This window comes from Paenibacillus apiarius (assembly GCF_017052585.1).
In the GTDB taxonomy this organism is placed as follows: Bacteria; Bacillota; Bacilli; order Paenibacillales; family Paenibacillaceae; genus Paenibacillus_B; species Paenibacillus_B apiarius.
Genome location: NZ_JAFFHZ010000001.1, coordinates 784,085 through 805,484 on the forward strand (window position 1 = coordinate 784,085; position 21,400 = coordinate 805,484).

A 21,400-nucleotide genomic window follows, 5' to 3' on the forward strand; every position below is an offset into this window, starting at 1 on the left:
TCGGCACAGTCTAACGACGTGCCGCCAAAGCTAGCATGAGCCACCCCGCAATGAACGCAACTCCCCCGATCGGCGTGATGGCGCCCAACATGCCGACTCCCGTGAAGCAGAGCAAGTACAAGCTGCCGGAAAAAATAATAATCCCTATCCAAATGAGTCTAGCCGCCCATAGCACTTTCTGTCGATCTGCAAATTTGTCCGCCAATATCGCAATAAGGATAAGACCTAAGGCGTGGGCCATATGGTACTGCACTGCCGTGTCATAAGTAGCCATCCGCTCTGCGGTCAAATACCCCTTCATAATGTGCGCGCCAAATGCCCCAAGCGCAACGGACAACAACGCATTCAAACTTCCTATCATCGTATATCGTCGCAACATGTTGTCAGCTCCTCTAAGAACGAATTTCGGCAATTTTTAACTATATTTTACGATTCTATCTTATCTGAATGTGCCGCGTTTTTCCACAAGGAATATTCGGAATATCCATATTATAGCGGAACTTTTTCAACGTGATGAATGGTTGTCCGTCTTTTTTACTTGTGCGGGGGACGCATTCCATCTATGGCATGTCTTATCGTTAGCAAAGGCTGCTTCCATACCATTCGAGGCCCGGCATAACGCATCACTTGCCGAATCCGGTCGCGCATTTCCGGCTTGTAGCATTGCACATGACATTTGCCGCAGGTCGTTTTCTGTTCACCGAATCGGCAGTAGGATAGTCTTTTTTGTGCATATAAATATAGCTGATTGCATTCTTCGCACATGTCAATCTTGTTTTGATCCGCATTTATCGCTATTCTTGGACGATCGGTATGCTTAGCACGGCAATAAACGGAAATCATCACGCTCACCGTTCTCTTTTCTCTGCGGATTCTTGGTCCGTCCTGTTGGGTGCGCATCTATTAGGTTCCCCTCTCTTATCCGTTTATCGAGCTGCGTCTCAAGCCTCTCTATACGTACCGTACCGAATTGCGGGACAGAGCGCTATGACTTCAATAACAAGGGAACGAAGGAACGATTCAATCCAAGACTGATTTCCACTCCAAAATAAAAAAGACGCCCATCGGCGTCGAGCATCATGTGTACATTTTTTAGGTTTCTTCTTTCAAAATAAGTTCGATCTCCTTCAAATCTTCTGGCGACAGCTTCACTCCAGACGCCTTGCTGTTCTCTATCACCTGCTCGGGACGTGTAGCTCCGATTATGCAGCTCGATATGATGCCATGGCGGAGTATCCAAGCGAGAGCTAGCTGCGGCATGGAAATGCCATTCCGATCCGCAATCGAATGCAAGCGCTTGACCTTGCGTAAATAATGATCCTGCATGAAGCTCTCCATGAACATATTCGTGCTCGCATCGGAAGCCCGGGTCCCTTCCGGGGCCGGAGCTCCCGGCTTGTATTTTCCCGTCAATACTCCTTGTGCAAGCGGACAATAGACGACTTGACCGATGCCTTCCTGTTCACATAGCGGAAACACATCCTTCTCTATGGAGCGGTCCAGCATATTGTAGTGCGGTTGGTTGGATACGATGCGGTCCAAGTTGCACTGTCTGGCAGTATGGACGGCATCCGCAATGTGGTTCGCCTCCCACGAGCTGACCCCGACGTACAGCACCTTTCCTTGCGTGACAAGGTCGTCGAGCGCGCGCAGCGTCTCTTCAAGCGGAGCTTCGGAATCGTAGCGATGGCATTGATACAGGTCAATGTAATCCGTGCCGAGCCGCTTCAAGCTGGCCTCGCATTGCTCGATTATGTGCTTGCGTGACAGACCGCGATCATTCGGTCCTTCGCCCATCTCGAAGTACACCTTCGTCGCCAGCACGTAAGAAGAACGCTCATATTTGGCCAAAGCTTTGCCAACGATCTCCTCAGCCGCGCCCTCATGGTACACATTTGCCGTGTCAAAAAAATTAATGCCCAGCTCATAAGCTTGATCGATGATGGCTTCCGCTTGATCTTGATCGATCGAACCTCCATAAGTCAGCCAACTGCCGAGGCTGATCTCGCTCACCTTCAATCCGCATGTTCCGAGTCGGCGGTACTGCATCACTTGCTCATCCTCCTGTCACTTTATTTCATCATGAATATTCCGCGCATCCGATGAACGTAGTCAGTCATATGGATGATATAGGAGTGAATCGAATCCTGCCATAACAGAACCTCACGGCTTTTTGACCGATATTCACATCCTATGCGCACAAGGTGAAAAGCTTCCTGAAAAGAACCGGAAAGGTGGAATGAAGTGGACATGTATAGCAATATTGTCCCCCTTCCGTCTTGTAATGGAGGCCAGCAGACGCTTTTCATCGGCACAAAGCACCATACGCGGCGTATTGTTATTTTAAGCGGCAACGATTAAAATAATATATATGAAACTATAAAGTAATAAACATGATACTTATCTTCAATTAAAGGAGGTGAATCTATGGCTTCCGCACCTGGATTAAGCAGCGGACTCCGCATCATCGAGTTAGTATCCGAATCCGAGACGGGAATCGGCTTCAATCAATTGAAAGCGGCCTTGGAATTGAGCTCAGCCAGCCTTAACCGTTATTTGCAGGTGCTGCTGGAACGGCAATTTGTGGGCAAGAACGAGAACCAGCAGTATGTGCCGGGCGCGAAATTGTCAGCCATGATAAAGTGTGCCGATGGCCTCCACGATGTCAGCGGCATGACCGGCCCTATACTGGATCGCATTTGCAGAGAGACTGGCTGCACCTCATTGTGGATCGACTTTCGGAACGGTCGGATGATTTGCCGGGATAAAGCGGTTCATCCCGAAGGGGTAGTCATGCAGCAAATAGGCGAAGTGCGCACGGATTATCTGCTGCACCCTTGGGGGTTTTTGCTGCTTGCCCACGCAAATGACGAAAAAAGGCGCTTTTACATTGAATATGCGAATCTGGGCGGCCTCGCCGGCCGCTGTCCCGACGAGTCTTCCGTCCAGCGCTTCATTGAGGAGGCATCGGTTAACGGCCTGTCCGACGATAACGGGCTAATTTTGCAGAACATACGACGCATCGCCGTTCCAATCCGCGCCGATTCACGCCTTGCTGCAGCCATCGCGATAGGCATGCCGGGCGTATCCTTCGAGGAACGATTCATTGAACGCATATACGGGATTTTGCAAGCAGAGGCGGTGCGTGCCGAACGGCTGCTGAGCGCGTCCACATTATAACATTGAGGGAGTGGCGTGTGATGATGAAGAGACAACCGAACATGATTTACATTTTAGCTGACGATATGGGCTACGGTGATATTTCTTGCTTGAATGACAATTCTAAAATCAATACGCCCAATCTGGATCGTCTCGGAAAAGAAGGGATTATATTCACCGATGCGCACTCCTCCTCTGCCGTGTGCACTCCCTCGCGTTACAGCATCTTGACGGGAAGATACAATTGGAGATCGGCATTGAAAGAAGGCGTTTTGGGCGGATATTCGCGGAGTATAATCGAACAAGGGCGGATGACGGTTGCTGATCTGCTTAAGCAGGCGGGCTACTATACGGCTTGCTTCGGCAAATGGCACCTCGGCTTGGATTGGCAAAAAAGCGGAGACACCCCTGCGGAGGTCGATTTTTCCAAGCCGATACAAAACGGTCCGTCCGATTTGGGGTTTGATGAATTTTACGGGATCAGCGCATCCCTTGATATGCCGCCTTACGTCTATATCGAGAATGACAAGGCTACCCAACTGCCTGATCAGGTGACCCGCAACGATGATAAGAAAGGTTTTTGGCGCGAAGGTCCGACGGCTCCGGATTTCCGGCACGAAGAGGTGCTGCCGCGATTGACGCAGAAGGTGCTAGATCGGATTGAACAATTCGGAGCCAGTTCCGGTTCCGAACCGTTCTTCATTTATTACCCGCTGCCCGCTCCGCATACGCCGATACTGCCGACCGCTGATTTCAAGGGAAAATCGGGAACGAACCTGTATGGTGACTTTGTGCTCATGTGCGATGATGTTATCGGTCTCATTATGAGCAAGCTGGAAAGCTGCGGACTCGCAGACAATACTATCCTGGTATTCACCAGTGATAACGGCTGCTCTCCGAGCGCCGATTACGGGGAGCTGGCCCGAGTCGGCCACAACCCCAGCTATGTGTTCAGAGGGCATAAGGCAGATATTTATGAAGGAGGACATCGCATTCCGCTGCTGGTCAGATGGCCCGCACAGATTGCCGCGGGGACGATAATCGAAGAGCCGGTGTGCTTGGTGGATTTCATGGCGACGGCTGCTGATATCGCAGGCTTGCCTCTCCCTGATAATGCGGGCGAAGATAGCGTAAGCCAGCTTCCTCTGTGGCTGGGCCAAGCCCGTGAACAGCCGCTGCGCGAGGCCATCGTGCATCACTCAATCGACGGCTCCTTCTCGATCCGCAAGGGCGAATGGAAGCTTGAGCTGTGCCCCGGCTCGGGCGGATGGAGCGATCCGATGCCGGGAGCGGAACCCGAAGGTACGCCTTCGTTCCAGCTGTACCGGTTGAGCGAGGACATCGGCGAGCGGCACAATCTGGCGGAGCGGCATCCTGAAGTCGTTCTGGAACTGAAGGAGCTTCTGACCCGGTATATCAAGGATGGCAGAAGCACACCGGGTAAGCCGCAGCCTAATACAGGAGCTCCGCGATGGGGGCAATTGCATTGGATGCAATGATGAGTGAAAGATTATTCAATCCGGCCATTTAGCGATTCATGGCATTCATCTATTCTACTAACGCTGCGCAAGAAAGAAGTTCCCGCGTTCGCGGGAACTTCTTTTAAGTAGCCTGATCTTTTTATACGGAGCTCGGTTACTGTTGCGATTTTCAGCATGGACGATGCCAGAAAGACCGGCCGCTCGCTATCGTCGGGATTTAGCCGTCGCTTGTTTTTTGACCCAGCTTATTAATGGCTTGTCCCATTGCCACACAGGCAGAGCGTAATAGATGTAGTTCATGGCCTCATCTTCGTCACCGAACCCGTAAAAGTCAGGCAATTCCTCTGCAAGCCGCTTGCGGCCGACAATGTAACCAGGCACATAAGGATTGCTTGCCCGAGCTTTCTTCCACTGCTTCTGCAGCACAGGCTCGGGTTGCTTCGTATAATATGCCAGCAAGAAACGGGTATAGCTCAAATGCGCCCCTTCGTCATCCTCAAATTGAGCGAGAAGCTCCGCCAACTCTTTGAATTGGCTCAGCAAAATGAGACCATTGACATACAAATACCGCACGCCCTGGTTGTCGTTCGGATTGAGCGCGAGCATGTCGGCGAAATGCGCTCCAGCTTCCGCGTAGTCCCCGAGAAGATAGCTCGTCTCGGCATAGCCGGACTTGCTCCGCATGAACGGTCTCGTTTCGGCCAATCCCCAGAAATACCCTTTATGCTTGCGGAAGTACGTTGGACCTAATTGTGCCTTCCCCGCCTCAATGCCAAGGCGATAATAATCGCGCGCTTCCTCAAGCGTCTTCGCTTTGGTCACAGCCAACTCGTTATAATAATCAGGGGTGCCTTGTTCATTCACGGATGAAGTTCCGAGCATCTCGTTGACGATCGCATCGAGGGCGCGTTCCCGCTCTCCGACATCGACGTCATCTTCCTGAACTTTCAGCAATTCCATCGCATATTCATCCATCTGTTGAACGCGAGTAGCGATCGAGCTGACGGACACCTTATACCGCTCGGCCACTTCTGCCTGTGTGACGTAATCCTCATGCATGCCGCGCACGACGTATTCCAATGCCGCCCAGAACACGCCCATCTTGCGGAAAATTGGCTCTTGGTCGTCTGAATAGTAATGCCAGAGCATAATCCCGAATTCCACATATTGTTCGGGCAGGCGTCCGCTCCAATGCTTGATAATGCCTCTGGCCAGTATCCGGTAGAGTTCGTTCCTCCAAGACAATCTCTCGATAAACGCTAACAACTCCTGTTCCGAGTTGGACTTGCGTTTCGTTGCCGCGCCGCCGAATTGCTTGCTCCCCGCTTCTGATTTTACAATCGGCACTACGTTGGACTGCTTGTCATTCTCTAAGCAGCAATGCTTGTATTTCTTCCCGCTTCCGCAATGGCAGCGATCATTTCTGCCCAGTTTCTTCATATTATCCCTCCAGTGCGCCGTATCGGTATAAATAATTGACAATGGGACCGCTTTCTTCTGATGCTTATATCGATCATGGATTGTCAAAGCGTTACGAATATTCAACATTCCATCTGTTCCTGCTATATCCTCTATTATATCATGGTGAGAATAACGTAAACAGATACCGAAGCAGCATACATCCATCACATAACCCTCTGCATTCTGAATATATTTGAATAACACGCAACTCTTTTCCCATAAGAGAAAGCGACCTTTAGAACATAATCCTTAAGTAATGCCAATGCACTGTTGCAGCAGGTTGGAAAATACATCCATCAGGAGGTGTCTGCCATTGGATGCACGAACGTTTATCGTCTCCCGTGAAGATTGGTCTCTCCACCGCAAAGGGTATCAGGACCAAGCGCGCCATCAGCAGAAAGTCCGCGAAGCGATCAAACAAAATCTTCCCGACCTCGTGACGGAAGAAAATATTATTATGTCAGACGGCAAGCAGATTATTAAAGTTCCCATCCGCAGCTTGGATGAGTTCCGATTCGTGTATAACTTCAATAAGAAGAAACACGTCGGGCAAGGCGACGGAGACAGCCAAGTGGGGGACGTGCTCGGCACCGACAGCACTCAGGGGCAAAGCAAAGGCCAGAAAGCCGGCGACCAGCCCGGCTCGGATGTCATCGAAGCTGAAGTAAGCATCGCCGATCTGGAGAACATGCTGTTCGATGAGTTGGAACTGCCGCATCTGAAGCAGTTAGACAATGATCAATTGGAAACGAAGGAGATCCGGTTCAACGATATCCGGAAAAAAGGCATCATATCGAACATCGACAAGAAGCGGACGATACTGGAAAATTTGCGCCGCAATGCATTGGCCGGCCAGCCGGGCATTCATGGCATCAATCCGGACGATCTGCGGTTCAAGACGTGGGAGGAAATCGTCAAGCCCCATTCCAATGCGGTCATTATCGCCATGATGGACACGTCGGGGTCGATGGGTTCGTTCGAGAAATATTGCGCCCGCAGCTTCTTCTTCTGGATGACCCGCTTCCTGCGCCGTCAATATGAAAAGGTCGAGCTCGTATTTATCGCTCATCATACCGAGGCGAAGGAGGTAACGGAAGAAGAGTTCTTCACCCGCGGCGAGAGCGGCGGCACGATCTGCTCTTCCGCCTATATTAAGGCGCTCGAAATTATCGACAGCCGCTATCCGGCGTCCAGCTATAATATTTATCCGTTCCATTTCTCCGACGGCGATAATTTAACGAGCGACAACGAACGCTGCGTCAAGCTTATTTCCCAGCTGCTCAAGCGCTCCAACATGTTCGGTTATGGCGAGGTTAACCAGTACAACCGCAGCAGCACGCTGATGTCCGCTTACCGCAATATCAATCTTCCCCATTTCATGTACTACGTCATTAAGGAGAAGACTGAGGTGTACAAAGCGCTCAAGCATTTTTTCAAAAAACAGCCGGGAGGGGTGCGCCATGACGTCCGATGACAACCGCGAGCTGGAATACGCAATTGCCGAAATTACGGAAATCGCAGAAGGCTTCGGGCTGGACTTCTATCCGATGCGCTACGAAATCTGCCCCGCCGACATCATTTACACGTTCGGCGCATATGGCATGCCGACCCGCTTCAGCCATTGGAGCTTCGGCAAAACCTTTCACCGCATGAAAATGCAATACGACTTCGGTCTCAGCAAAATATACGAGCTCGTTATTAATTCGAACCCCTGCTACGCATTTCTGCTCGAGGGGAACTCGCTCATCCAGAACAAGCTCATCGTGGCGCACGTGCTGGCTCACTGCGATTTCTTCAAAAACAATGCCCGCTTCTCCACCTCGAACCGCAACATGGTCGAGAGCATGTCCGCGACCGCCGAACGAGTCTCGCAGTACGAAATGGAATATGGCACACAAGCGGTCGAAAGCTTCATCGATGCGGTGCTGGGCATTCAAGAGCATATCGATCCGCAGGTCGTGCGGCCGCAAAAGCTGGATAAGCAACGCTACATGGAGCTTAAAATGCGGGAACAGCGGGAGCAAGAAGGGCAGCCCGCCAAAAAACAAGGAGACTACGACGATCTATGGGCGCTCGACGAGATGAAGCTGGCCCTCAAATCGGGCATGGCAGCGCTGCAGGAGATGCCAGAACGCCGCTTCCCGCCAGAGCCGGAGAAAGATATCGTCTGGTTCATACAGGAATTCTCCCCAGTGCTGGAGGATTGGCAGCGGGACATCATGTCGATGCTGCGGGACGAGATGCTCTACTTCTGGCCGCAGCTGGAGACGAAAATCATGAACGAAGGCTGGGCTTCGTATTGGCATCAGCGCATCGTGCGCGAGCTCGATCTGACGACCGACGAGACGTTCGAGTACGCGAAGCTGAACAGCTCCGTCGTGCAGCCGTCCCGCCAGAGCCTGAACCCTTACTATCTCGGCGTGAAGATTTTCGAGGACATTGAGAAAAGGTGGGATCAGCCATCCCGCGAGGAACGGGACACCTATGGACGCCAGCCGGGACAGGGACGCGCCAAAATATTCGAGGTGCGCGAGCTCGACTCCGATCTCTCCTTCATTCGCAATTATTTGACAAAGCAGCTGACGGATGAGCTTGACCTGTACATTTTTGAGAAAAAAGGGCCGGAATGGAAGATTACCGACAAGTCATGGGAAAATATCCGCGATCAGCTCGTCTATTCGCGCGTCAACGGCGGATTCCCGTATCTGGTCGTGCAGGACGGGGATTATCAGCGTAACGGCGAGCTGTATTTGAATCATCAGTACGAAGGCATGGAGCTCGATCTGAAATATTTGGAGCGCACGCTGCCGTACGTATATACGCTGTGGGGCAAACCGGTCCATCTGGAAACGAAAGTTGAAGAGAAAACGGTTATGTTCACCTATGACGGCAAAAAGGTATCCCGAAAATTCGTCGGGTAATCGACAATTCAGATGTAAAAAAATCCGCCGCTCGAACATGTCGACCGGCGGATCCGCTTAATGAATCAATCTATTGAAGCGAAATGGGAACCGAGTTGCCCAACCAGACTCGAACGGTATACCCCCCTGGAGCCAAGCCCGCTGTAGGGATGATAACATCCTGATTCGCCTGTTGTTTGTCAACGATGACTTTCACGGCGCGCTTGGCCACCACTTCATTCTCCATATCGAATAATGTATTGAAGCGCGCATCGATGGACGCGAGATAGACCGTTGTCGGTTGATTCACGCGCACCGCAATATCCTCTCCAGCAGCATATGTCCTCTTGTCCGACGCCAAGCGGACGTTCATGCCTGCCTTGATGTTATAGGTGGCAACCTCTTGGCCGTACACATTGCCGTACATATCTTGGATGACGCTTGCATTAAGATGAAGCTTGTTCGATTCACCCGTATAAGGCACGGCGAACACAACCTCCAGCTTATTCGCATACAGGCGTACTTCATCTTCTGCCCGCAAAGGCCGGAAAGGTCCGTTATTGGCCGAGAAGGTAATCGCCGCTTTCAGAGCCTCCATGTCGGATAAATGATTTTGAATTTCTTTGTTGAAATTCAAAATAATGTTATCGTTCGTTTGTGGCGAGTCTGCAGTATGACTATATTCAAATGCATCCTCTTTGCCTGCGTACAGTTGAATAAATTCAGGGGAAGAGGCCTTTCCTGCTGCACTGAGCGCCACCACGATAAAAGTAACCCTTTTCTTGCTCAAGCCTGTCGTGTCGATTTGGACGCGTTCGTTGGCCTTGACTGCCGCTTTCTTACCGCTGCCGCCCCGCACCGCTTCTTCCAAGCCGATCTCGCTGCGTGTCGTGCCGCTCTCTACGATATATACCCAACCGTCCATATTGCTGACGGCATATACACTTTCGGTAACCGTTGCTTTTTTGGTTACGGACGACAGTACCGGCACATCACCTGTCGGCAAGGGATGAACAGCGATGCCGCCCCCTGATTGTTCGCCGCCTGTCGCTCCGCTACCCCTCGATCCGTTGTCCGAACTGCTGTCTGAGCTGCTGCTGTCATTCGACGAAGAGCCGCCGGCGTCTGTTGTCGAAGCAGGTTGTTTGGCATCTTTCGCCGCAGCGTCTTTACCGCCAACTTTCATTATCACGTCTTGCGCAACGTCGCTGCCCACTTTCACGTTGCCCGCAGGCTTCTCCATCGAGATTCCTTCGGCATTGACCGTTGCGTTCTGAACCGAGCCTTGACCCGCTACGTTAATCGCCGCATTCATAATCAAAGTGATGATAGACGCTTCGCGGCCAAGCTCCAGCTTCGTTCCAGCAGCCGCCGAATCAATGTTCAAATCTTTAATCGAGCCTTTAGGGATATCAACGACAATGCTTTGCGCAACGACATTGACCGTCTCGAACGAACCGACCAACTGTACATTCGAATGTTGCGGCAGCGCCTCGGATAAGGTCACCTTATTGATGTCCGCGCCGGATTGCGCTTCGATTTTCGCATTCGACTGCACGCTCACATCGGCGATATGTGTAGAACCGTTCACAACAATCCGCACTTTCCCATCCGCTTTGTCTACGACTACCGTCACCATAACGGAGTCCTCGAAGTGGATGCTGTTTTCCCCTCCGCCTTGCACAGTTGCCGTGCCATGAACCTTGACACGTTTGAGCGTGACGTCGCCTTCACCGACCCCGCGTCCAATGAGCAGGTCACCTTGGATATCCATGTTTTGGAGCGTAACGCCAGGGACGTTGATGACGACGTTTTGTTTCACCTTCTCCACGCCGGTTTCGGGTCCATAAACGCCAGCTTTGTCATATGTGACATTTGCGGTTTGATAGGCTCTATCCAGTATGGTCATAGCTTCGGCACGCGTTACAGGCGCTGCTGGCTTGAACATGTTCCCTTTATATCCTGTCATGATGCCAGCCTCTGCCACGGCTCCGATAGCCCCCTTGCTCCATTCAGGACTATTAGCCGTATCGGTAAATGCTGTGCCGGAATCGGCTGTGTTGAGCTTAAGCAAATGGGAAATCATTACTGCCGCTTCCTGGCGGGTTATCGGCTGTCCCGGCTTGAACGTGCCATCGGCATAGCCTGTTATGTATCCTGCTCCCAACGCTTTTCCAACTTCTGTATGGAACCAATCATTTGGCGTAACATCGGCCGCCGGCACGGATCCAATCTCTTGGAATCCAAAAAGCTGATTAATGACCTTCACCAGCTCAGCCCGCTTCATTGCGCCATTTGGCTGGAAAGCGCCATTCTCAAACCCCTGAATCATTCCTTCAGCGGCCATATTCTCGATCGTCTTCTCCGCCCAATGACCGGAAATATCGGTAAAAGACGCCTTTTGCGATGTCGGATCCGAAGCCTCGCCAAACGCCGCATTCGCGTTCGAGACACTTGCGCTCACCACCATCACCAACACCAAGAACTTGCTTACCCATGTTTTCATTGTCTGCTGCATCTCCTTGCTGATTTGCTTCCTCTATGTCGTGAAATGGGTCTTCTGTCACAATAGAAAAAGATACTACAAATTTAAGCCGAGTGCCAGGGCGAATCTTGCTTTTTACGGTAACATTTTACTAGGTAATCCCAGTTCTTTCTTCCTATTTACATACAAAAAAGAGTCACTATCGTGACTCCCGTTCATAACGAAGCCTATCTTTCTACGCCAACTCATCCACAGCCGCCGCATCGCCGGAATGATACGCTTTCTGCTGCCGTTTTAATCTTGTTTTCCATTCCTTCATTTCTTGCTCGGTCATTGCGTTATACGTATTCATTTTCAACTGGGAACCATCCGTCAATTGCAAGCTGAATTTAGGAAAAATCGGCCGAAAACAAAATACCTACGCGTGCGCCGTCCGTCGCAATGTCGCTCACCTCATCCCAGCCAATCTTCCAATTCCGTCCATTCCATAACGATGTCTCGTCATAGTAAAACAGAGCGTTGTCCGGTCTAAGAAGCGTGATGAATAAACATGCCATACTGCTTCCGAAATAACTTTATCCAATCATGGCTGCGGCCAGAGCGCCGAAGCGGACAGATGCCGGCATGGCCACGGTGAAGGCCGCGTATGTCAAGGCTGCGATTCCCGCCACAACTAGCAAGGACACAACAAATCGGGCTGCTACAACTTGTCTCCGGTAATATACGCGCTGCATGATGTTGAGCACCCTTATCGCGAGGTTTGTCGAATGGTTACAACTTCGACACTTTTCGCCCTGTCCCTGCTTGCAAAATCGACAAAATGATACTATTTGCGCAATATCAAACGTTCGCCATATTGAACCAGCTTCTCGTGTATGTACAGAAGCATCTGACGAAGCTCATCCTGCGGCGCTTGTATGGCGACGACAATGAGCTCGTCAAGCTTGCGCTGAAACAACCAATACGGGTCTTGCTTATCCTCCGTCATGCGGCTGGCGTGCAGAGAAGGCGTTAGCAGCGGAAGCTCCCTAATCCATTTGAGCTGCCTGTTCACCTGATGCTCTGCAGCACACAGGGAATCACTCTCCGTCACGTCCATTTGGATCTGTTGGACCTCGATGACAGTCTGTGCCTCCTCCCGTTGACCCTTGCCTTCCAGCATCAATTCGCATTGGGCAATCGTCCACTTGCCGGGAATGTCCCAACTTCCGGAGCTTTCGCATTCGATAACGAGCAGCTTCATATCGTCCGGCACAGGCGGACCCAGCACGATCAGCCGGCGATCGCCCTGCACAGCGCTCTCATAACCATATATCGCGCGCACCTCGATTCCATCCGCCGGAATAAACGACAAAGTTAAAGCGCTTTTACTTAAGGAATCTGCACTTTTTTCAATTACATCCAAGCCCATCGAATCCGCATGATACATGACAATGATAAAAAAGCGATAAGCTTTTCCCATCGGCACGTGTGTCCCGCTGCGCACAATGTGCATATAACGGTTGACTGACAAGACGCATTCCCTCTTTTCCGCTATGATCATACTTTAAACTTAAATAAAGGTTGAATCATTGTTCATATTTTTCTATTATGGATCAATCCCCCTCTCTCGTCATCCTTTTATATCAAATTGGGAACGTTTAGAGGCAGGTTTATCGCCATCAGAATTGTTTTGTTATCAAAAAACCGAGAGCTGCCGCTCCCGGTCGAAACAGCTATAATTTTAGCCTAACTTGCCTTCGACTGCCTGGATCGCATGCGCTGCGCCAATGACAGCTGCGGCAGACAAATACCCGCAAAAATGATGATAATGCCTGTCCATTGCAGCCAAGTCACCTGCTCGTTCAGAACGGCGACGGACATGATCACTGCGGCTGGAAGCTCGGCGGCTCCCAAGATCGTGCCGATCCCCGAACCAACCTTCGGAACACCGATGCCGAAGAAGACGACAGGGATAATAATGCCGAGCAGCCCCATCGTAATCCCATATTTCCATAGCCCCGCGCCAAGCGTTCCATCCACGATAAAAGCGGGAGGAAACATCATGAAGACGATCATCATTGCTCCGGTAGTCATTGTCAAGCTTTTGTTCAATACGGGAACCTCAGTCGCCACCCGGCCGCTGACAAAAATATAAAGGGCGAATGATAACGCCGAAATGATACCGAACGCCGCTCCCTTCCAAGTCAAGCCGGACAAGCCGTGATCGGCGAGTCCGCCAGCAAAAACGGTGCCGATGAGGAGGAACAAGACGGACACGAGCTTCGTCCGTTCCGGAAACGTGCGGGTTACGAGCGCCTCAAGCAATACGCCAATCCACGTAAATTGGAATAAGAAGACGACCGCGATGGAAGCCGGCAATTCTCCAACCGTGATGCCGTACGTAATAGACGTGCAGCTAAGTGACAAGCCGCAGGCGAGCAGCACCACAATATGACGCAAGCTTACCTTATGCCGGGAGAATAACACCGTCGCCATAACGAGCAGCGACCAGCCGAAGAAATATTGCGCGCCGATAATTTGCGGGACGGTGAAGCCCTCCCCAATCGCGAGCTTCATAATGGTAGACAGCGTTCCATAGCTGCATGCTCCGATGAATACGAGCAGTGCGTAGCGAAAAAGGTTCATGATAGAAAAACTCTCCCTTCCTGTGTCTCTAGCTGAGCATGCCTATAAACACACAAAAAACCCCCTGTCTGCAAGACAGGGGGCGAACGAAACCAAAGACCGCCGCACAGGACGCCTTTGCAAAATTCCGCCGCTCAATCCGCTCCGAGCGCGAATTGAGTTTGGTAACGATCCGAACGGTTCTGTAACGTTCATTGTATAAAGGGAGGAGGTTAATGTCAATGTATTTTACTGACTGCAAAATAGATCTGAAGGAATAGTGGTTCAATCCGACCGAATCTTTCCGTCTTTTATAAAGTATGTTTCTTCGCAAGCATCAGCCACTTGCCGATCATGGGTTACGATAATGATCGTTTTGCCTTTTCGATAAAGCTGTTTAAATATAGACAATATCGTCTGCTCCGTCTGTTCATCGAGCGAGCCTGTCGGTTCATCAGCCAGAATGACCTCGGGATTGTGAATGAGCGCTCTAGCTATCGCCACCCGCTGCAATTCCCCTCCAGACAACATGCCAACGGTCTTATGATGAATTCCGGTCAACTCCATGTCTTCAAGCGCTTGTTCTACCCTGTTCTGTATCTCTGTCTCTTTATGCTTGCCATATCGCAAGGGCAGCGCTACATTATCGAAAACATTTTTAGTATCGCACATCGCGCAGTTTTGCAATACAAATCCGATATGCCTTCTTCTGAATTCAGCTAATTCATTTAATGATTTATCACTAATATTTTGATCGTTGAATGTATAACGACCTTTCCCTTTTTCCAATCCAGAAATGATATTCAATAGAGTCGATTTGCCCGAACCGCTCCTGCCCATAATAGCGACCATAGAGCCTTGTTCGATTTCCAAGTCAATCCCTTTCAATACCTTTACTTCTTCGGTTCCAACTAGGTACGATTTGTGCAGATCAACCATCTTTATCATCCACTTACCCCGCCCTCTTAAGAAACATGCTAATTTCCAGCTTTTTAAGCTTGGAAAATACCGGAATTATGGTAAACAACACGATAGCGATCATACATCCTGTCATAAGAATGAGATACCATGCAAAATGAACATCGATTAATAGTTTGTAAAACACAATTGCGGCCATCCCTGGAAAACCGACCATAACAACGATTTCGGCTAAAAAATAGGTGAATATATGCTTCACATTCGCTCCAGAAATAAAATGCACCGAGAAGTTTTTAAAGTTCTCCTCTGCTTTATCTGCCATGAGGATGAAGATGCTTATTGCGCACACGATGAAGACCGCTGCCGCAATTAGCGATAACAAGCCCGTATGTTCATTAATTGCAGCAAACACTAAATCATAAGAAGGATTATTGGCTCCGAGCAGCTGCGTATCAAAAAAACCAGACTCTTTTTTAATCGCTTCAAATTTGTTCCTTACGACATAGCCATTGTTCGAACTATGTATTTCACCGTTAATCAACTGCAAATAGTGCTTTTGTTGGAATTTGAACGATGCATTGTCCGCGGGAAATTGGATAAAATGCTGCGCAGGCATAATAATATATCTATCTAAATAAAGATCGGAACGTCTGGCGGTCGCGACCAATGAATTTTCTCTAACAAATCCTTTGACATGAAAATTGAAGTCCTCAAAAAGGTACTTCCCCTTTATCACGTCACCAGCCTGATACATATTTTTATATTCATAACCTAGCAGCACAGGAATGTTCTTGCTATTTACATTTTTAAAATCTTCGATATCGAATGGCTGGCCATCTATAACTTTGATTTGAAAATGATCGAAAGCTTGTTTGTTCATTTGTATGGCCTTTATGGAATAATAAGGACCTATATTATCAATCATTGAAGGCTTTATCCTCTTACCCTCTTCATAATATGACCTAAAAATTTCTTTGTTCGCATCTTCATAGTTTAATAACTTAGCGGGTTGAGTAAATGCATAAATGTATTTTTCATCCATATTTTCTTCTAAATTAGTATAGAATCTTTTTAATATGGTTAAAAAGCTCGGTTGACTCATGAGCTTTCTCAATTCACCGTCATTGTACAGTGTGTCGGACAATTGATACCTGTTCAGCGAGCTCAGCGTTTGGGCTTGATTTGTCTTTCGATCTAGAGAAGCGTAGTTAAGAAACAGGATGGTAACCAGAAAGAATAACAGGATGATTTGAAACAAGATAAAATAAGAAGCCGTCCTGCTTCTCCGTATACTTTCGCCTACCTCCGTAAAAATCATGTTCATTTAGCGACCATTCCTTTCCATGGCCAATTGTCCATACATCTGTTTTGTAGCCAAAAGTATAGATAAGAATGACGTTATGAACATAACCACGCCGCCCATTATCAGGTAGGTTGCAAATGACTTGATCACTTCAGATAATGAGTAACGATACATCATGATCAAGAAACCAATCCCGCCGATAATCCCATAACACAATGCGGTCAGAGCCAAAAATCGCAACGTATACCGTTTAAAAGGGTGTCTGTGCCGAATGCCGGCAATCCAAAGCACGTGAAGTTCCTGCTGCTTTCTCTTCATCCAATGAAAAGCAAATAAAATACTTGAACCTATTAAGAGCACAGTTATGGCAAGAACAATCATGTTGCTGTACATGTCTGTCCCCAAAAATCTTTGCGATCCGCTGTCACCCCGTTTGAATATGCGCACTTTCATTTCCGCACCCCCAATGGATAGCAAACCATCATTTATCAATGAATTTCCAGCTTGTGCGTTGATTGCATATATCGAGGAATCGTGATGTTGCTGATCTACCGCATCTAAATTCAGCAATATCATATGATCTATAAAGGACGGATACGAGGCCCCCATCTTACCGATAATTTCGAATTGGTCTCCTTGGTAGGTTAAATATGACTTGCCTTGCTTGTCTACTATGTTAGCGCGTTCAATTTCTTTACCTACGACAGCCACACGCTTTCCTGAATAGAAATCATGTTTGTTGAAATATCTCCCTGACCGGATGGGAGGTTGATAAGTATCATGATTGTAATATATAGCTCTAATCGTCTCTTTACCCGTTTGCAGTTCTTTGAAAATGGTATATGGATAGGCTGCGGAAAGGTTATTCCAAGGAATGTCCGTTAAATCCGTATTCTCTATTACAAAAAATAGATTGTCATCAGCATACAATCCTCTTGACAATAAATTTAACTCTTCTTGCTTAGCGATATAATAACTTGCCGTAACGATAATTATGCTCATTAAGGAATACAGTATGACGAGATACAAACTGCCTTCTCTATGATAGGTTGATAATTTCATTTTCATCGATTACCTCGTAGAAGGATGAGACCTCAAGCTCAACTTAAGGATCTCACCCTTGTTATTTAGTTACTCTTCATTGCCCATATTTATACCATATATTCCATGATATATATATACTATTGTCTCATTTGTTTTTCATAAGGTTTGCGCGCTGTTTTCTGCTAATCCACATGCTCCAACTGCAATTGTACATTTGCTCGCTCTCCATTATTCTCTCTTCATGGTGCTGGACTGCAAAAGTACATTTCATTTTCGCCAAACCTCATAAATAATGGATAAACGTTCGATTCCAACTGCACATTTGCAGTAAAAGGGCCGAAATTGCCCGGTTTCCGCAAACATAACTGCACAATTGCAGTACGCGCCCTTCACCTGCCCTTCTTGCCTGTCACCTGCTGCAGCCTTCTCCTTAAAGAGCGGACAGGATTGCACCTTCCCCTGTTTCCGCTAATGCATCCAAGTAGTTCCTTCCAACCTTTCTCTCAACTTATGTTAAAATAATAGAATAAAGAATAAATAGAATAGGAGCAGCTGCATGTTAGCCATTATCTATGATTTGGAAATGACCGTGAAGCGCAAAAAAGGGGAATTCGCGGAAATCATCGAGATCGGAGCGGTTAAAGTGGCGGAAGAGGAAGGCAGCACGGTCATCGTGGACACCTTTCAATCATTCGTCAAACCCGTGCTCTCCCCTAAACTAACGTCAGATACGGTCAAATTTACAGGCATTACGCAGGATGACGTCAATCAAGCCAACCAGCTGCAGGACGCGCTGGACCACTTTGTAGCCTGGATCGACACAGAGGATTACGCGCTATGCTCATGGGGCCCGGACGATAAAGCCCAATTTCTGAAAGAATGCCGCCAAAAGCGCATTCCGATGCATTGGCTGCGCAATCACAACAATTTGCAGAAGCAGGTGTCTCTCGCCATGAAACGGGAGAATAATCAACAGGTCGGCCTCAAAGCCGCGCTTGAAGCGCTTCAGGTTCCTTTTGTCGGCAACCACCATCGTGCGCTCGATGATGCTTATAATACGGCGCTTATCTATATCCGCATGAAAGACCACATCCAATTGCAGCGCAACGAGGTGAAGGAGCATCCGAACTACGAGAGTGAAGTCGTCTATCGCGACGCGCAAGAGGATGAACCGGCCAATCCGTTCGCCGCGCTCGCCAATTGGAATATGAATACCGATAAATAAACACGGTTTTCCCTATTTGCAGGGCAAACCGTGTTTTTTATTGTTGAGTATGTTATTACGTAACCGCGAATTCGTCCGGATTCGGACCGACACGCTTGTCTTCATTCAGCGCGTTGATGCCTGCTAATTCGTCGTCACTCAGTTGGAAATCGAACACGTCGAAATTCTCTTTAATGCGCGATGCCGTAATTGATTTCGGAATGACGATATTTCCTTTTTGCAAATGCCAACGAATAACGACTTGCGCCGGAGTCTTGCCGTGATTAGCCGCAATCGAAGCAATCGTCTCATGAGTCAAGATGTCTCCGCCCTGCATTAACGGGCTCCAAGCTTCCAAATAAATATCGTTCTGCTTGCAGAACTCACGCAGCTCGTTCTGTGCAAGGCGCGGGTGGCATTCGACCTGGTTGACGGCCGGCTTCACGGTGCACTCCTGCAAGATTCGCTCCAAGTGAGGGATGTGGAAGTTCGAGACGCCGATGGCGCGGACCCGGCCGTCTTGAGCCAATTTTTCAAGCGCCTTGTACGTGTCCACATACAGATCCTGCGAAGGAACCGGCCAATGAATCAAATATAAATCAATGTAATCTGTCCCTAATTTATGTAAGCTTTCATCAAAAGCTTTTAACGTAGCGTCATAGCCTTGATCGGAGTTCCATACTTTTGTTGTTAAAAAGATGTCCTCGCGTTTCACGCCCGATTCACGGATGGCTTCACCTACGCCCGCTTCATTTTTATAAATTGCGGCCGTATCAATCAGACGATAACCAGTGTCCAGTGCCGTCTTCACCGCATCCTTGATCTGCTGACCTTCTTCGACCCGCCATACACCGAGCCCAAGCTGCGGCATGCTTACGCCATTGTTCAAAGTAATGAGCATTGTGAATACCTCCTTCATATCATGAGAAAAAGCGTCCCACCAACTGCCGCGGTTCCCCGGGCCATTCTATTTCAGTATAGTATTAACGGCAGCCTGAACGCAAATCATTCCCTTTGAACAGCACTCTATTGCAGCGCACGCACACGTTCCGCCGCCATTCTGTGCATAACGTCATCCGCAATGAGCTCTGCAGCACGGGGCCGCGCCATGTCGGACATACGCGCCCGCATGGCCGACAACCGTTCGGGGCTGGAATAGGCTTCCATGAGCTGCACAGCTAATTCCGACTCATGCCGGGCAACAATAGCAGCCCCTTGCTTCGCAAAGTAACGCGCATTCTCCCGCTCTTGGCCAGGCTGGGGACGGACAAGGAAGAGCGGGACACGCAGCACGAGCGCCTCGGTCAACGTAAGCCCTCCAGCCTTCGTAACGACCGCATCGGAACAAGCCATCAACTCATGAACCCGCTCGACATAACCATAAATGTGCACGTTGGGGCTTTCTGCATGCTTTTTCTTCAGCAAAGCTTGCCAACGCCCATTGCGCCCGCACACTATCGCGCACTGATGGTCGGGAATGGCCATCAGACGCTCGACAAATCGCTTGGATATGACTTGTGCTCCGAATCCGCCCGACATGATCAATGTTGTCCGCTTCGATGCGTCCAAGCCGTACGTCTGGCGAAGCGCGGCCTGCCGCAGATCTTTTCCTTCCCCGGCATGCGTCCCGAGTTCGAGCAGACGCGCCGCTTCGGTGAATCCCGTCCGCACCGGAATGCCGCTCACGTGAATCAGCCGAGGATCAATGCCCCCGGCCTGCATCAGCTGAGCCAAGCTCTCTGTGGCCACATAATACTCATCTTGGGTTGATTGAATCCAGCGATGATGCAAATCATAGTCCGTCATCACCGTAGAAGTCGGTATATGCATCCCCATTCTGCGCACGACAGCAGCGACATCGAAGAACGGAAAGGTGCTGATGACTCCGCTCGGACGGTGCAGGGCCAGCAATTGCTTCAGCTTGCGGGTGCCGAGCGCAAACCCCGTCTTCACAAGCGGATGATTCCGCTCCATGCGCCGGGTGCCGTAATAACTCCAGCCATAATAGTTGAAGCCGTATAAAGACATCGTTGAGCTATGCAAAAATAAAAATCGGATGAAAGCATCCCATTTCGGATATGCCTCCGCCATTAAGTCTACGATTAGCACCTCGGCACCATGCCGTTCCAGCTGCTGCTTTAAAGCCTGTGCCACCTGCCAGTGCCCTTCTCCATACCGAGCCGTAAGAATGATCACTTTGCCTTCCGAACGCGGCATTCCTTCGCCCCCCCCGATCGAATCCCTCCTGTTTTCTGTAGTATACCCACCTATTCTCAACACAGCTTTATGCAGGTTTAAAGTTTTTTTTAAGAAAGAAGAAAAGCCGCTTTCCTCCGGCGAGGCTGCGGCTTGCTTAGCTGATGGCTATGGAATGATGCTACTCGTCCGTGCGGGCGGGTAAGCCGTATGGATATTGATAATTCAGCGGCTCGTCGAATGTCGCGTAATCGAAGTTCACCATCAACAGCATAATGCGCTGCCCGGTCATTGGGTCGCTAATAATGATGTGATCGCGGCCGGCCGCTTCCAGCATGCCGCGGAACACTTTCGCATTCCATTCCGAGTTGTTCTCGTATGTGAAGTAGAACGTTCCGACTTTGCCCAGATTCAGACGCAAAATATTTTCGATATAGGACTGTTCACCAAGGCCGGGGATAACCATCCCTGCAGGAGTCATCACATTGCCGCTCGCTACTGGCGGCGGAGTTACTACGGGCGGCAGAGTTACTACTGGCGGCGGAGTTACTACGGGCTGCGCGGTCTGGGGAGCTTGCGGAACCATATAATGCATTGGGTTCACATTGGATGCTCCATAATAAGCACCGCCTTTAGGCTGCG

At 49.4% G+C, this 21,400-nt stretch carries 21 protein-coding genes and 1 pseudogene; 5 read left to right on the forward strand and 17 right to left on the reverse strand.

Features of this window, described 5'->3' with window-relative positions; translation table 11 throughout:
* Nucleotides 1–10 precede the first annotated feature (10 nt).
* The 4 genes and pseudogenes from JSQ80_RS03665 to JSQ80_RS29930 form a co-directional block, all read right to left on the reverse strand.
* Entirely contained in the window at nt 11–379 is a 369-nt protein-coding gene (locus JSQ80_RS03665) for a DUF423 domain-containing protein (protein WP_206094378.1), read from the reverse strand.
* 155 nt (nt 380–534) lie between these two features.
* On the reverse strand, nt 535–900 hold the full coding sequence (locus JSQ80_RS03670) for a nitrous oxide-stimulated promoter family protein (protein WP_206094379.1): 366 nt from the start codon (nt 898–900) through the stop codon (nt 535–537).
* A 192-nt stretch (nt 901–1,092) separates the two neighbouring features.
* Nucleotides 1,093–2,049, reverse strand: coding sequence for an aldo/keto reductase family protein (locus tag JSQ80_RS03675; protein ID WP_206097461.1), 957 nt, complete (start codon nt 2,047–2,049; stop codon nt 1,093–1,095).
* Between the two features lie 142 nt (nt 2,050–2,191).
* A pseudogene (locus tag JSQ80_RS29930) lies at nt 2,192–2,290 on the reverse strand ((2Fe-2S)-binding protein); the annotation flags it as partial.
* A gap of 137 nt (nt 2,291–2,427) precedes the next feature.
* Here JSQ80_RS29930 and JSQ80_RS03685 point away from each other — a divergent pair.
* Nucleotides 2,428–3,180, forward strand: coding sequence for a helix-turn-helix domain-containing protein (locus JSQ80_RS03685; RefSeq protein WP_206094380.1), 753 nt, complete (start codon nt 2,428–2,430; stop codon nt 3,178–3,180).
* Between the two features lie 20 nt (nt 3,181–3,200).
* The gene (locus tag JSQ80_RS03690; RefSeq protein ID WP_206094381.1) at nt 3,201–4,658 is read left to right on the forward strand and encodes a sulfatase family protein; all 1,458 of its coding nucleotides are present in this window, start codon (nt 3,201–3,203) and stop codon (nt 4,656–4,658) included.
* A gap of 186 nt (nt 4,659–4,844) precedes the next feature.
* On the opposite strand, the gene JSQ80_RS03695 is transcribed toward JSQ80_RS03690, so the two are convergent.
* A complete protein-coding gene (locus JSQ80_RS03695) occupies nt 4,845–6,080 on the reverse strand; it encodes a YecA family protein (RefSeq protein WP_206094382.1) in 1,236 nt (411 codons plus the stop codon).
* 334 nt (nt 6,081–6,414) lie between these two features.
* On the opposite strand from JSQ80_RS03695, the gene yhbH reads away from it, so the two are divergent.
* Together yhbH and JSQ80_RS03705 are read left to right on the forward strand one after the other, a co-directional pair.
* A complete protein-coding gene (gene yhbH / locus JSQ80_RS03700) occupies nt 6,415–7,575 on the forward strand; it encodes a sporulation protein YhbH (protein WP_206094383.1) in 1,161 nt (386 codons plus the stop codon).
* On the forward strand, nt 7,562–9,022 hold the full coding sequence (locus tag JSQ80_RS03705; protein WP_206094384.1) for a SpoVR family protein: 1,461 nt from the start codon (nt 7,562–7,564) through the stop codon (nt 9,020–9,022). Before yhbH ends, JSQ80_RS03705 begins: the two co-directional genes overlap by 14 nt.
* A gap of 70 nt (nt 9,023–9,092) precedes the next feature.
* Here the strand turns inward: JSQ80_RS03705 and JSQ80_RS03710 are convergent, their stop codons facing one another.
* The 9 genes from JSQ80_RS03710 to JSQ80_RS03745 form a co-directional block, all read right to left on the reverse strand.
* Complete coding sequence (locus JSQ80_RS03710) at nt 9,093–11,507, reverse strand: S-layer homology domain-containing protein (protein ID WP_206094385.1); 2,415 nt, start codon at nt 11,505–11,507, stop codon at nt 9,093–9,095.
* Nucleotides 11,508–11,721: 214 nt separating this feature from the next.
* Nucleotides 11,722–11,844 carry a hypothetical protein gene (locus JSQ80_RS29410; RefSeq protein ID WP_272491068.1) on the reverse strand — a complete coding sequence of 41 codons (123 nt, stop codon included), beginning with the start codon at nt 11,842–11,844 and terminating at the stop codon, nt 11,722–11,724.
* Nucleotides 11,845–11,875: 31 nt separating this feature from the next.
* Nucleotides 11,876–12,043: a hypothetical protein gene (locus JSQ80_RS03715; RefSeq protein ID WP_206094386.1), complete on the reverse strand. Its 168-nt coding sequence runs from the start codon at nt 12,041–12,043 to the stop codon at nt 11,876–11,878.
* A gap of 18 nt (nt 12,044–12,061) precedes the next feature.
* Nucleotides 12,062–12,220: a hypothetical protein gene (locus JSQ80_RS03720; RefSeq protein WP_206094387.1), complete on the reverse strand. Its 159-nt coding sequence runs from the start codon at nt 12,218–12,220 to the stop codon at nt 12,062–12,064.
* Nucleotides 12,221–12,312: 92 nt separating this feature from the next.
* Nucleotides 12,313–12,999: a hypothetical protein gene (locus tag JSQ80_RS03725; RefSeq protein WP_206094388.1), complete on the reverse strand. Its 687-nt coding sequence runs from the start codon at nt 12,997–12,999 to the stop codon at nt 12,313–12,315.
* A 215-nt stretch (nt 13,000–13,214) separates the two neighbouring features.
* Nucleotides 13,215–14,114, reverse strand: coding sequence for an EamA family transporter (locus JSQ80_RS03730; RefSeq protein WP_206094389.1), 900 nt, complete (start codon nt 14,112–14,114; stop codon nt 13,215–13,217).
* Between the two features lie 264 nt (nt 14,115–14,378).
* Nucleotides 14,379–15,041 (reverse strand): ABC transporter ATP-binding protein, encoded by a 663-nt coding sequence (locus tag JSQ80_RS03735; protein ID WP_206094390.1) that lies wholly within the window; start codon nt 15,039–15,041, stop codon nt 14,379–14,381.
* A 4-nt stretch (nt 15,042–15,045) separates the two neighbouring features.
* Nucleotides 15,046–16,113, reverse strand: coding sequence for an ABC transporter (locus JSQ80_RS03740; RefSeq protein WP_240463518.1), 1,068 nt, complete (start codon nt 16,111–16,113; stop codon nt 15,046–15,048).
* Nucleotides 16,114–16,335: 222 nt separating this feature from the next.
* Nucleotides 16,336–17,382, reverse strand: coding sequence for an ABC transporter permease (locus tag JSQ80_RS03745; RefSeq protein WP_206094392.1), 1,047 nt, complete (start codon nt 17,380–17,382; stop codon nt 16,336–16,338).
* A 532-nt stretch (nt 17,383–17,914) separates the two neighbouring features.
* Here JSQ80_RS03745 and JSQ80_RS03750 point away from each other — a divergent pair.
* Nucleotides 17,915–18,583 (forward strand): 3'-5' exonuclease, encoded by a 669-nt coding sequence (locus JSQ80_RS03750; protein ID WP_206094393.1) that lies wholly within the window; start codon nt 17,915–17,917, stop codon nt 18,581–18,583.
* Nucleotides 18,584–18,638: 55 nt separating this feature from the next.
* Here JSQ80_RS03750 and JSQ80_RS03755 read toward each other — a convergent pair whose 3' ends face one another.
* From JSQ80_RS03755 to gerQ, 3 genes are all read right to left on the reverse strand, one after another.
* Nucleotides 18,639–19,463, reverse strand: a complete 825-nt coding sequence (locus JSQ80_RS03755) for an aldo/keto reductase (RefSeq protein ID WP_087435261.1) — start codon at nt 19,461–19,463, stop codon at nt 18,639–18,641.
* Between the two features lie 125 nt (nt 19,464–19,588).
* Nucleotides 19,589–20,779: an MGDG synthase family glycosyltransferase gene (locus JSQ80_RS03760; protein ID WP_206094394.1), complete on the reverse strand. Its 1,191-nt coding sequence runs from the start codon at nt 20,777–20,779 to the stop codon at nt 19,589–19,591.
* Nucleotides 20,780–20,939: 160 nt separating this feature from the next.
* Nucleotides 20,940–21,353: a spore coat protein GerQ gene (gerQ, locus tag JSQ80_RS03765; protein WP_206097462.1), complete on the reverse strand. Its 414-nt coding sequence runs from the start codon at nt 21,351–21,353 to the stop codon at nt 20,940–20,942.
* Nucleotides 21,354–21,400: the final 47 nt, after the last annotated feature.